Source organism: Stenotrophomonas sp. 01N47 (assembly GCF_056399165.1).
Map to the genome: position 1 here is coordinate 78,157 of NZ_JBFTQU010000009.1, position 13,343 is coordinate 91,499.

Genomic DNA, 13,343 nt, shown 5'->3' on the forward strand with positions numbered 1-13,343 from the left:
TTAGTCGGCCAGCACGAACACGGCACCGCAGTAAGCACACTGCGCTTGCCCGTTGGGTTCGTCTTCGATCGGCAGGTACACCCGCGGATGCGAGTTCCACAGCGCCATTTCCGGAGTCGGGCAGCTCAGCGGCAGATCGCTGCGGTGCACGGTGTAGCGCTTTTCGGCGTTGGCGGGCGCGGTGGCGGTATGGCTCATGGCGGATGTCGATGAACGGATTGCGAGGCCTGCGATTCTAGCATCTGGGCCCGGCAAACACCGTGCGCGGCGTGGCCGCTGCGCGCGGCGGCCAGCTTCACCCCCACGCCGTGGTCCCGCCATGCAACCGCCCTGCCCGCTCCCCGGCGGCGGCGCCGAGCCACGGCGGCAGGAAATCCCCATGCGCACCAGCCAGTTCCGTGCAGAACCGGTCTTCGTTCGAATTTCCCGCATTTGGATCGAACTAAATGGCACTTGTCAGGGCGCTGCCAGCTGTTGCAGCATCGGGTCCGATCCATTCCTGACCCGATCGCATGGCCCGCCCCCCACCGGACCTGCATCGTCTCCCGACTGCCCTGCGGCGGACGGGGCGATGCTGTCCGTGGTGTTCGCCGATGCGGGTTCTGCCTGCCGCCTGCCCTACCGGGAGACCCTGCATGACCCTGTCCGATCCGCGCCGCGCCCTGCTTCCGCTCGCCCTGGCCCTGGCCTGTGCGACCACTGCGACACCGGTGCTGGCGCAAGGGCTGCAGACCTCCTTCGAGCCGGGCGAACCGGCACCGGCCAGGTCCGCTGGCGCGCTGTCCGTCGAGGTCGGCAGTGGTCCTGCCGCGCCGTACGCGGCCAAGCGCAACGTCGGCTACAGCGGCCTGCATGCGTTGCATTACAGCGCCAGTGGCGGCCAGGCGCGCCGCGAACTGTTCAAGACCGATCTGCCCATCGACACCGACACCACGCTGTCCTGGCTGGTACTGCCGGAGATCGTCGGCAAGGACACCGTGGCCTCCACCCATGTCTCGCTGGACCTGCTGCTGGACGATGGCAGCCGCGTCTCCGCCAGCGGCGCGCGCGACCAGCACGGCGTAGCGCTGGGCGCACGGGCGCAGGGCGATTCGAAGACGTTGTACCCGCAGCAGTGGGCGCGCAAGGCGGTCAGGCTGGGCGACATGCCGGCGCTGAAGGGCCGCCGCGTGCTGGCCATCGAGCTCGAGGTGGCCAGCGCCAACGGCGCGCCTGTGTCGGGCTGGATCGACGACGTGCGCCTGGACGTGCAGCCACGGCAGGCGCCGCAGCGCGTCTCCGACTGGGTACTGACCACGCGCGGAACCCAGGCCAACGGCACCTTCTCGCGCGGCAACAACTTCCCGGCCACTGCGGTACCGCACGGTTTCAACTTCTGGACGCCGGTGACCGATGCCGGCGCACTGAACTGGCTGTACCGCTGGAACGAGCAGAACGATGCGAAGAACCGGCCGCAGCTGCAGGCGTTGGCGCTGAGCCACCAGCCCAGCCCGTGGATGGGCGACCGCCAGACCTTCCAGGTGATGCCCTCCGCCACGCGCGGTGTACCTGAAGCTGATCGCAGCAAGCGTGCGCTGCCCTTCGACCGCGCACAGGAAAGCGCGCGCCCGTATCGCTACGACGTGCGCTTCGACAACGGCATCGCCGCGTCCATCGCCCCCACTGACCATGCCGCGCTGTTCCGCTTCGATTTCCCCGCAGGCGGCGACGCCAACCTGCTGTTCGACAACGTCGATGCACGCGGTGGGCTGACCCTCGATGCCGCCACGCAGACGTTGTCCGGCTACACCGATACCCGCAGCGGCCTGTCCAACGGCGCCACCCGCATGTATGTGGTGGCCAGCTTCGACAAGCCGTGGCGCAGCAGCGGCCACATCGGCACCGGCCGCCCGACCGGCTACATCAAATTCGACGCAGGCAGCGAGCGGCGGGTGACGATGCGCATCGCCACCTCGTTGATCTCCGTCGAGCAGGCGCGCCACAACCTGGCGCTGGAAATCGCCGCAGCCGATACGCTGGAAAGCGTAGCCGGGCGTGCACAGGATGCGTGGGATGCGCGCCTGGCCCGCTTCGACATCGGCAACGCCAGCGACGACCAGAAGACCACGCTGTACTCCAGCCTGTACCGGCTGTACCTGTACCCCAATTCCGGCCACGAGAATGCGGGCACCGTCGCCGCTCCCGACTGGCGCTATGCCAGCCAGGCCAGCGCCGCCGATGACAACACCGACGGCAGCGCGACACGCAGCTTCGCCCCGGTCCGCGACGGCAAGGTGTTCGTCAACAACGGCTTCTGGGACACGTTCCGCACCACCTGGCCGGCGTATGCGCTGTTCACCCCGGATGATGCCGGGCAGCTGGTACAGGGTTTCATCGAGCAGTACCGCGCCGGTGGCTGGGTCGCGCGCTGGTCCTCGCCGGGCTACGCGGACCTGATGGTCGGCACCAGCTCGGACGTCGCCTTCGCCGATGCGTGGCTGAAGGGCATCGGTGGCTTCGATCCGGAAGAGGCCTACGCCGCAGCGCTGAAGAACGCCACCGTGGTGCCACCGGACCGCCACGTCGGCCGCAAGGGCATGGATCGTTCGACGTTCCGCGGCTATGCCAGCGCCGACGTGCATGAAGGCATGTCGTGGACGATGGAAGGTGCGCTCAATGATTTCGGCATCGCCAACATGGCCGATGCCCTGGCCAAGCGCGCGACGACACCGTCCGCACGCGAACGCTACGCCACCGAGGCCGACTACTTCCGTCACCGCGCCGGCAGCTACGCGACGTTGTTCGATCCGGCCGCCGGCTTCTTCCAGGGCCGCAGGCCCGATGGCAGCTGGCGCCTGCAGGCCAAGGACTACGACCCGCGTGTGTGGGGCCACGACTACACCGAATCCAATGGCTGGACGTTCGCCTTCACCGCCGCGCATGACGGCGAAGGCCTGGCCGCGCTGTACGGTGGCCGTGACAAGCTGGCCGCCAAGCTCGATACCTTCTTCGCCACGCCGGAAACCGCCGACGCCGCGTTCGCCGGCTCCTACGGCGGCACCATCCACGAGATGACCGAAGCGCGTGACGTGCGCATGGGCATGTACGCGCACAGCAACCAGCCGGCACACCACATCCCGTGGATGTACCTGTATGCCGGGCAGCCGTGGAAGACCCAGCAGCATGTGCGCGAGATCCTGTCGCGGCTGTATGTCGGCAGCGAGATCGGCCAGGGCTACCCGGGCGACGAGGACAACGGCGAGACCTCGGCGTGGTACGTGATGGCCTCGCTGGGCCTGTATCCGCTGCGCATGGGTGCACCGGAGTACGTGATTGGTTCGCCGGCGTTCCAGCATGCGCGCGTCGAGCTGCAGGGCGGCGCGGCGTTGACCGTCAATGCACCGCAGAATTCGCCGGAGAACGTTTACGTGCAGTCGCTGAAGATCAACGGCAAGCCGTGGACCAAGACCTGGGTGCCGCACGAAGTGATCGCCAGGGGTGCAACCCTGGACTTCGTGATGGGCCCGCAGCCGTCACGCTGGGGCAGCGGCGTCGATGATGTTCCGCGCTCGCTGACCGCGCGCGGCCAGCGCCCGCAGTTGCTGCACGATCTGCTCGGCAATGGCGCGCAGGCGGCACTGGCTGATGGCCGTGCCCTGCCCGCGCTGATCGACGACGATGCCAACACGGCCGTGCCGCTGGGCGGCGGCGTGACCATCGCACTGAGCCACGTGGGCGATGGCGTACCGACGATGTACACGCTGACCAGCGGTGACGGCACAATCCGTGGCGGTGAGTGGACACTGGAAGCGCGTGCCGGCAACGGGCGCTGGGTAACGCTGGACCAGCGACGCGGCGAAGATTTCACCTCGGCGCGGCAGACCCGCCCGTTCCGTATCGCCTCGCCCTCACGCTACGCCGAGTACCGTCTGCGCCTGGCTGCGCCGGGGCGCCTGCAGCTGGCCGAGATCGAACTGTTGGCGCCCTCCCCCCTACAATGACGTCCATGCGCCTACGTTTGCTCCCCCTCGCTCTTGCCGCCCTTGTATTTCCCAGCCTCAGCCACGCACAACCGCAGACCCGGGCCTTCGATGGGCAGGTCAGCCGTGACGGGGTGACCCTGTACTACCAGGATGCCACCGGCGCGCTGGCCGCACCGGTGCGCAAGCGCATCATCGATACGTTCTACTTCGCTTACCTGCGCGAGCGTGCGGACTTCCGCCCGGCCGCGCCGAACGAGGTGCGCATCGTGATCGATCCGGCGTACAACGGCGTCGCCTTCGTCGGCGACAAGGACAAGGCCAGCACGATCACGATCAATCCGGGCTGGCTGGTCCAGCACCCGGATGACATCGATCTGGTCACCCACGAAGCGATGCACATCGTGCAGGGCTACCCCAGCTATGGCGACAAGCGCGTGCCGGGCTGGCTGGTGGAGGGCATTGCCGACTACGCCCGCGATCGCTACGGCATGAACAACGCCGCTGCCGGCTGGGCGTTGCCGGACAAGCTGAGCCAGGGCCAGACGGTGGAAAGCGGCTACCGGGTGACCGGTGCCTTCCTGAAGTGGGCCGAAGCGGCGCACCCGGGACTGGTGCTGGCACTGGACAAGGATCTGCGCGACGGGCGCTATGCGCCGGCGCTATGGCAGAAACACACTGGCAAGACCCTGCCGGCGCTGTGGGCGGAGTATGCCAAGCCGCGCTCCCCGGCCCCTGCGCCGCCGCCCGCGCGGCGCGCGAAGCGGCGGTAAGCTCGACGTTGCTGGGGCGATGCCCCGGCCTTCAACGCGACTGCACGAAGCCGGCGTACAGCGCGAACAGCTGCTGGAAGTACCGCTTGCTCACTCGACTGCGCATGACACTGCTCCGCCCATGGAAAGTTGGTCGGGCCCAGGGTGGGAAGGCCGGTCCGGTCCCTTCCCACGGCCAGGCCGCGTGGGCGTATTGGGCCGCAGCGAGGTTGCAGGGCGATTACCGGGCGGCGTAGCGGGTGTGGCAGGCGCCTGCGGGTAGAGCCGGCCGCTGGCTCGCTGTCGCGGTGCACCTGGACATGATGGCGGTTGCCGGCCAGCGGCCGGCACTACCGTTTCGACGTTGCGAAAACAGAAACGCGCCCCGTGGGGCGCGTTTCTGCAGATCGCATCAGAACGAAGGCTTATGCCTTCTTTTCCGCTTCGATCTGCTTGCGGATCTGCGCATCGACTGCTGCAATCGCGGTCATGTTCAGGATCCGGCGCGACGTCGCGCTGGTGGTCAGGATGTGCACCGGCTTGTTGACGCCCATCAGGATCGGACCGATCGCCACGCCATCGGTGAACACGCGCACCAGGTTGTAGGCGATGTTGGCCGCTTCCAGGTTCGGCAGCACGAACAGGTTGGCACGGCCCTGCAGGGTCGAGCCCGGCAGCAGCTTCTGGCGCAGGGCTTCATCCCATGCGGTGTCGCCCTGCATTTCGCCGTCCACGTTCAGACGCGGGTTGCGCTTGAGCAGCAGCTCGCGCACCTGGCGCATCTTCAGCGCATCCTTCGAATCGTGGCTGCCGAAGTTGGAGTGCGACAGCAGTGCCACCTTCGGTTCGACGCCGAACAACTTCATGCGGTACGCGGCCTGCAGGGTCGCTTCGCACAGCTGCTCTGCGGTCGGGTCTTCCTGCACGTGGGTATCGACGAAGAAGAACACGCCCTGCTGGTTGATCACGCCGGTCATCGCCGAGGTCGAGGTGACCTTCGATTCCAGCGGCAGCACGCTGCGCACGTAGCCCAGCTTCTTGTGGAAGCGGCCGACGATGCCGGTCAGCATCGCATCGGCTTCGCCACGGGCCACCATCACCGCAGCGATCAGGGTCGGGCGCGAACGCATCAGGTTCTTGGCGGCGGCCACGGTGACGCCACGACGGCCGGTCAGGCCGTGGTAGTACTGCCAGTATTCGTTGAAGCGCGGGTCGTCATTGATGTTGGTGACTTCAATGTTCTCGCCGATCTTCAGGCGCAGGCCGAGGCGCTCGATGCGCGATTCGATCACTTCCGGGCGGCCGATCAGGATCGGATGTGCCAGGCCGTCGTCGACCACGTTCTGCACCGCCTGCAGCACCACTTCTTCTTCGCCTTCGGCATACACCACGCGCTGCTTGTCGCTGCGCGCGCGGTCGTAGACCGGCTTCATCATCAGGCTGGTGCGGTAGACGAACTGCGACAGCTTCTGCCGGTAGGCTTCCATGTCGGCGATCGGACGGGCGGCCACGCCCGAATCCATCGCGGCCTGGGCCACGGCGGCCGACAGTTCCACCAGCAGGCGGCGGTCGAACGGACGCGGGATCAGGTATTCGCGGCCGAAGCTGGGGGTCTCACCGCCATAGGCAGAGCCCATGTCGGTGGCGGCGCGGCGGGCCAGCGCGGCGATCGCGCGCACGCAGGCGATCTTCATTTCCTCGTTGATCGCGGTCGCACCGACGTCCAGCGCACCGCGGAACAGGTACGGGAAGCACAGCACGTTGTTGACCTGGTTCGGGTAGTCCGAACGGCCGGTACCGATGATCGCGTCCGGACGCGCGGCGCGCACCAGTTCCGGCATGATTTCCGGGGTCGGGTTGGCCAGGGCGAAGATCACCGGGTCCGGTGCCATCGTATTGACCATCTCGGCGGTCAGGATGCCCGGCGCCGACAGGCCCAGGAAGATGTCCGCGCCATCGACGATCTCGGCCAGGGTGCGCTTGTCGGTGTCGCGCGCATAGCGCAGCTTTTCCGGGTCCAGGTCGGTACGGCCGGTGTGGATCACGCCTTCGCGGTCGAAGGCCAGGATGTTCTCCGGCTTAAGGCCCAGCTGCACCAGCATGTTCACGCAGGAAATGCCGGCCGCGCCCATGCCCGTGGTCGCCAGCTTCACTTCTTCGATCTTCTTGCCGGTGATCGCCATGGCGTTCAGCACCGCAGCACCGACGATGATCGCCGTGCCGTGCTGGTCGTCATGGAACACCGGGATCTTCATGCGCTCGCGCAGCTTGCGCTCGACGATGAAGCACTCCGGTGCCTTGATGTCTTCCAGGTTGATGCCGCCGAAGGTCGGCTCCAGCGAGGCGATGATGTCGACCAGCTTGTCCGGGTCGTTCTCGTCCACTTCGATGTCGAACACATCGATGCCGGCGAACTTCTGGAACAGCACGCCCTTGCCTTCCATCACCGGCTTGCCGGCCAGCGCGCCGATGTTGCCCAGGCCCAGCACCGCGGTACCGTTGGAGATCACCGCCACCAGGTTGCCGCGGGCGGTCAGCTCGCTGGCCTGCTGCGGATCGGCCTTGATCGCTTCACAGGCGTACGCCACGCCCGGCGAATACGCCAGCGACAGGTCGCGCTGGGTCAGCATGGGCTTGGTAGCGGAAACCTTGATCTTGCCGGGCGGAGACATCCGGTGGTAATCGAGGGCGGCCTGTTTGAAATCTTCGTTGGACATCGATGTGGGTTACATGAATGGGCAGAAGGGACAGGGGATCATACCCCCGTTGGAGCGGTCGGACCTGTCGCTATGCTGTCGCAGTGATGCTGCGACCGCACAATTCCATGGCGTATGCGACGTTACCAGAGCACAGCTTCGGCGCTGGCGATGACAGCCGTGGGACGCCTTGAAACGCTGCGGGGCCGTGCCACTGCTGTGACCGGCCCCGCAGTACCACACACCCGGATCAGCCCTTGGCGGGCAGCGCCTCGGTCATCGCCAGCGGCACGGCATCGACCGGCGGCGGCAGTTCGCTTTCGCGACCATCCAGCGCCAGCGTCAGGCGGTCGCGGTCCAGCGCACCTTCCCAGCGCGAGACCACCACCGTGGCCACCGCGTTGCCGATGAAGTTGGTCAGCGAGCGGCACTCGCTCATGAAGCGGTCCACGCCCAGGATCAGCGCCATGCCGGCCACCGGCACTTCCGGCACCACCGCCAGGGTTGCGGCCAGGGTGATGAAGCCGGCACCGGTGACGCCGGCAGCGCCCTTGGAGCTGAGCATCGCCACCAGCAACAGCGCGATCTGGTGGCCCAGGGTCAGCTCGGTGTTGGTGGCCTGGGCGATGAACAGCGCGGCCAGGGTCATGTAGATGTTGGTGCCGTCCAGGTTGAACGAGTAACCGGTGGGGACCACCAGGCCGACCACCGACTTGCTGCAGCCGGCACGTTCCATCTTCTCCATCAGCGACGGCAGCGCCGACTCCGACGACGAGGTGCCCAGCACCAGCAGCAGCTCGGCCTTCAGGTAACGGGCCAGCTTGAACACCGAGAAGCCACACAGACGGCAGACCACGCCCAGGATCACCGCAACGAACAGGAACGCGGTGAGGTAGAACGAGCCGACCAGCCAGGCCAGGTTGACCAGCGAGCCGACGCCGTACTTGCCGATGGTGAAGGCGATGGCACCGAAGGCACCGATCGGCGCAGCCTTCATCAGGATGTGCACCAGCTTGAACACCGGCGCGACCAGCGCTTCCAGGAAATTCTGGATCGGCTTGCCCTTCTCGCCCACCGAGGCCAGCGCGATGCCGAACAGCACCGCCACGAACAGCACCTGCAGGATGTTGCCGTCAACGAAGGCGCTGATCAGCGTCTTCGGAATGATGTCCATCAGGAAGCCGACCAGGGTCAGGTCGTGCGACTTCTCGACATAGCTGTGCACCGCGGTCTGGTCCAGCTCAGCCGGGTTGATGTTCATGCCGGCGCCGGGCTGCACCACGTGCGCCACGATCATGCCGACGATCAGCGCCAGCGTGGAGAAGAACAGGAAATACGCCATCGCCTTGGCGAACACCCGGCCCACCGTGCGCAGGTGGGTCATGCCGGCGATGCCGGTGACGATGGTCAGGAAGATCACCGGCGCGATGATCATCTTCACCAGGTTGATGAAGGCATCACCGAGCGGCTTCATCTTCTCGCCGATCAGCGGCTCGTAATGGCCGAGGACAGCACCCAGGACGATCGCCACGATCACCTGGAAGTACAGCTGGCGGTAGAGCGGCAACGGCTTGCTGGGCATCGGCGCAGCGGTCGGGATGTGCATGGCGGACTCCGGAAGGGGCGTTTTCAGGCACGTACGGCCCCGGAAGTGCACGGGAACCGTTACCGTGGAAACTGACCGCACGCCCCTTGACTACAGCCGCGGGGTGCGACCAATGGACGCCTTTGTACGCGCCACGCACCGCCACGCAGATAACCTATTGGTACTAGCCCCCCGGTTCAGGTGGCTGCGCTGCCTACACTGGCGCCGCACCGCTGATCGCGGGGATGCCGGTGGCCCGACCTGAACGGCCGGGCGCGTCATTGCGAAAGTTCCGGCCATTGCGGCCGTTGTTGTCCTGTCCACACGCAATCTGAGAGAGCCGCACCATCATGCGCCCGATTCCCACCTTGCTCGCCCTTTCCCTGGCGGCGCTTCCCGCCTTCGCTTCGGCTGCCGATTTCGACAACTGGCCGACCAAATACGCCTTCGGCGACGGCACGGAACTGGCCGCCACCGCCAACATCGCCTACGACTACAACGACTTCTCGTCCGCCAGCGGCATCGAGGATGACGACGCGGTGCGCCGCAAGGAATTCGGCGCGACCCTGAAAAAGAAGGGCGTGTACGACGCAATGGTCTACTACGACTTCCAGGCCGATACCTGGCTGGACGTGTTCGTGCGCTTCGAGAGCAAGGCGTTCTTCGGCCGCGATGTCGGCCGCTTCCGCTTCGGCTACATGAAGACCCCGGTCGGCCTGGATGCCAACACCTCCTCGCGCGCCGGCAGCTTCCTGGAAACCGCGCTGCCCGTGCAGGCGTTCTACGCAGGCCGCCGCACCGGCGTGGAATGGGTGCTGGAGCGTCCGCAATACCTGCTGCAGGCCGGCGCCTATGGCGGCAAGGACCTGCAGGGCGACAACCCCGGCACCACCCAGGCGGTGCGTGCGGTGTGGACGCCGGTGAAGGCACCGGGTGACGTGATCCACCTGGGCCTGGCCTATTCGCAGGAAAATCCGCGCGGTTACCACGATGGCCGCGACGTGCACCACGAAGCCAGCGCGCGCCTGCGGGCCCGTCCGGAAGCCGGCCTGACCGACATCCGCCTGGTCGATTCGGGGGCCTTGGTCACCGCCGACCAGATCCGCCGCACCGGCCTGGAAGGTATCTGGATCCGCGGTCCGTTCTCGCTGCAGGCCGAAGCGCTGCAGGCCACCGTCACCCGCAATGATGGCAAGCCCGACTACACCGGCCACGGCCAGTACGCGATGGCCAGCTGGGTGCTGACCGGCGAATCGCGCCCGTACAACGCCGGCGCCGTTGCCAACATCAAGCCGGCGCACGACTACGGTGCGGTGGAACTGGTGGCCCGCTACAGCCGTCTGGACCTGGACGACGCCAGCATCCTCGGTGGCCGCCAGCACGACCTGACCCTGGGCGCCAACTGGTACCTGACCAGCCACTTCAAGTTCCAGGCCAACTACGTGAAGGTCGACGCCAGCCGTCGCGGTGTGCACAGCACTCCGGAGATCTTCGAACTTCGCGCGCAGATGCACTTCTGATCCCTTCCACGTGTCAGATCCCGGCGGGCGTGCATGCCACGCCCGCCGGCCCTGCGTAGACTGCCGCCATGTACTGGCTCAGCCGACACCGCCTGCAGTTGCTGACCGTTCTGGTGATGGTGGCCGGCACCGTGCTGTGCGCGGCCGCCGCAGGCCACTATGCCTGGCGTCGCGCGCTGGGCACCGAAAGCGCGCAGGTGCAGCGCCAGCTGCAGCTGTATGGCCAGGGACTGCAACAGCGCATCGACCGGTTCGGCACCCTGCCGCAGGTGATGGCGCTGGATCCGGACCTGCTGCAAGCACTGCAGGTGCCGCCCTCGCCCGCCGAGCGGCAACGCCTGAACCTCAAACTGCAGCGCGCCAACCAGGTCACCCGCACCTCGACACTGACCCTGGTCGGCCACGATGGCGTGGCCGTGGCCGCCAGCAACTGGGACCAGCCGACCAGCAACGTCGGCGAGGATTACAGCTACCGCCCCTACTACCAGCAAGCACTGGCCCATGGCCGTGGTCGCTTCTACGGCATCGGCATGACCACCGGCGTGCCCGGCTACTTCATGTCCGAGGCCATCCTCGATGCCGACAGCCAGCGCATCGGCGTGATCGTGATCAAGATCGAGCTGTCGGCGCTGGAACAGGAATGGTTGAACAGCCCGGACGTGGTGCTGACCAGCGACAACCACGACGTGGTGTTCCTGGCCAACCGCGATGCCTGGCGCTACCGCCTGCTGCGCCCGCTCGGCACGGAGGAACGCAACGAGATGCGCGCGGCGCGGCAGTATGCCGACCGCTCGCTGCAGCCGCTGCGCGTGCGCACCGAAGATGTGCTGGCCGATGGCGGCCGCATGGTGCGCCTGCTCGACCCGGCACTGCCGCAGGCGATGCTGTGGCAGACCCTGGCGCTGCCCGACGAAGACTGGAGCCTGCACCTGCTGCACGACGCCAGCGCGGCCACCAGCGCCGGCCGCGGCGCGGCAGTGGCCGGCGCCGCCGCTTGGCTGGCGCTGGGTTTCCTGCTGCTGTTCGTGCAGCAACGGCGTCGCCTGTCCAAGCACCGCCAGCGCAGCCGGCGTGAACTGGAAACCCTGCTCAAGCAGCATGCACAGGAACTGCGGACCGCCCAGGACGGCCTGCTGGAAGCCGCGACCGATGCCGACGTTGGCTTGAGCCGCAGCCTCGAACATCTGCCGCAGGGCGTGGTGGTGATCGACAAGGAACAGCGTCTGGTCGCGTGGAATTCGCGCTATCTGGAGCTGTTCCGCTTCCCGGCGGGGCTGGTGCGGGTGGGCCGTCCGATCGAGGAACTGTTCCGCTTCAACGCACGTCGCGGCCTGTTGGGGCCCGGCCCGATCGACGAGGCCATCGAACGCCGCCTGACCCACCTGCGCAGTGGCCGCCCGCACATGCGCGAGAGCGAGAAGGACGACGGCACGGTGCTGGAGATCCGCGGCAACCCGTTGCCCGATGGCGGCTTCGTCACCAGCTATGCCGACATCACCAGCTACAAGAACGCTGCACGCGAGCTGCGTTCGCTGGCCGATGCGCTGGAACACCGCGTGGCCGAACGCACCCAGGATCTGGACGAAGCCCGCCGCGAAGCCGAGCAGGCCAACCGTTACAAGACCCGCTTCGTCGCCTCGGCCGTGCACGACCTGCTGCAGCCGCTGAACGCCGCGCGCATGTTCGTGTCGGTGCTGCGCGGCAAGCTCACCGACCCCGAACAGCAACAGACCAGCGACCATATCGACGCCGCACTGGCGGCGCAGGACGCGATCCTCAACAGCCTGCTGGATATTTCACGGCTGGAGTCGGGGTCGTTGCAGGTACGGGTGCGCGCATTCGCGCTGTCTCCCTTGCTGGAAACCCTGGCGCGCGAGTTCGGCATCGCCGCACAGAGCCGGGGCCTGCAACTGGACTGGGTGGACACCCGTGCGGTGATCGTCAGCGACGAAGCACTGCTGCGGCGCATCCTGCAGAATTTCCTGTCCAATGCGCTGCGCTATACGCCACGTGGCCGCGTGCTGATCGGCTGCCGGCGTGCAGGCGACCAGCTGCGCATCGAGGTGCATGACCAGGGACCAGGTATTCCGGAAAGCCTGCAGGGCGAGATCTTCGAAGAGTTCCGGCGCCTCAACGACGGCGTGGAGCAGGAACGGGGCGCCGGCCTGGGCCTGGCCATCGTCGAACGCATCGGTCGACTGCTCGGACACCGCATCAGCCTGCGTTCCGCGCTGGGCAGGGGCAGCGTATTCGCGGTGAGCGTGGCACTCGGGCGCGCCGACGAGGTGATTGCGCCGCCGGCGGCGCCGGTCGTCGCGACCGAACCGTCCGATGACAGCCCGCTGCGCGAATGTCGGGTCTGGAGCATCGATGATGACCCCCACGTCTGTGCGGCAACCCGTGCTCTGCTGGAACGCTGGGGCTGCCATGTGGAACTTGCCGATGGCCCCCAGGGGGCACTGGAAATCGCCAGTGCGCTGAACGTGCCGCAACTGTTGCTGCTGGACGTACGCATGGGGCAATGGCACGGACCGGACCTGTATGAAGCGCTGTGCACGCTGTGGAAGGCGCGGCCACCGGTGATCCTGGTGACCGCTGAGCGCGATGATGCGCTGAAAGTGCATGCTGCGGAGAACGGCTGGGGCTTCCTCCTCAAGCCCGTGCGGCCGCCGGCGCTGCGGGCGTTGATGACGCAGCTGCTGTTGCGGCATCGCGGGTAAGCCAATCGCACCTGAGCGAGGGCCAGCGGTGGGCGTCAGAGCGATCGTCTCCCACATACAGCTACGCCGAAGCATCTGAAGCTCGGCGCGGGATACGAGAACAGATTCATG

General features: G+C 67.0%; 7 protein-coding genes. 4 read left to right on the forward strand and 3 right to left on the reverse strand.

The window, feature by feature from the left end; genetic code table 11:
• The gene (locus AC1DKR_RS16415) at positions 1 to 198 is read right to left on the reverse strand and encodes a zinc-finger domain-containing protein (protein WP_025874129.1); all 198 of its coding nucleotides are present in this window, start codon (positions 196 to 198) and stop codon (positions 1 to 3) included.
• 437 nt (positions 199 to 635) lie between these two features.
• Between AC1DKR_RS16415 and AC1DKR_RS16420 the strand changes: the two genes are divergently transcribed.
• Complete coding sequence (locus AC1DKR_RS16420; RefSeq protein WP_478033695.1) at positions 636 to 3,980, forward strand: GH92 family glycosyl hydrolase; 3,345 nt, start codon at positions 636 to 638, stop codon at positions 3,978 to 3,980.
• Positions 3,977 to 4,732, forward strand: a complete 756-nt coding sequence (locus tag AC1DKR_RS16425) for a basic secretory protein-like protein (RefSeq protein ID WP_478033698.1) — start codon at positions 3,977 to 3,979, stop codon at positions 4,730 to 4,732. Before AC1DKR_RS16420 ends, AC1DKR_RS16425 begins: the two co-directional genes overlap by 4 nt.
• A gap of 404 nt (positions 4,733 to 5,136) precedes the next feature.
• Here AC1DKR_RS16425 and AC1DKR_RS16430 read toward each other — a convergent pair whose 3' ends face one another.
• Both AC1DKR_RS16430 and AC1DKR_RS16435 read right to left on the reverse strand, forming a co-directional pair.
• On the reverse strand, positions 5,137 to 7,428 hold the full coding sequence (locus tag AC1DKR_RS16430) for an NADP-dependent malic enzyme (RefSeq protein WP_478033700.1): 2,292 nt from the start codon (positions 7,426 to 7,428) through the stop codon (positions 5,137 to 5,139).
• 229 nt (positions 7,429 to 7,657) lie between these two features.
• Complete coding sequence (locus AC1DKR_RS16435; protein WP_478033704.1) at positions 7,658 to 9,013, reverse strand: dicarboxylate/amino acid:cation symporter; 1,356 nt, start codon at positions 9,011 to 9,013, stop codon at positions 7,658 to 7,660.
• Positions 9,014 to 9,342: 329 nt separating this feature from the next.
• Here AC1DKR_RS16435 and AC1DKR_RS16440 point away from each other — a divergent pair, with 329 nt between their 5' ends.
• Positions 9,343 to 10,512 carry an OprO/OprP family phosphate-selective porin gene (locus AC1DKR_RS16440; RefSeq protein WP_478033707.1) on the forward strand — a complete coding sequence of 390 codons (1,170 nt, stop codon included), beginning with the start codon at positions 9,343 to 9,345 and terminating at the stop codon, positions 10,510 to 10,512.
• 68 nt (positions 10,513 to 10,580) lie between these two features.
• The gene (locus tag AC1DKR_RS16445; RefSeq protein WP_478033709.1) at positions 10,581 to 13,232 is read left to right on the forward strand and encodes a hybrid sensor histidine kinase/response regulator; all 2,652 of its coding nucleotides are present in this window, start codon (positions 10,581 to 10,583) and stop codon (positions 13,230 to 13,232) included.
• The last annotated feature ends 111 nt before the right edge of the window (positions 13,233 to 13,343 follow it).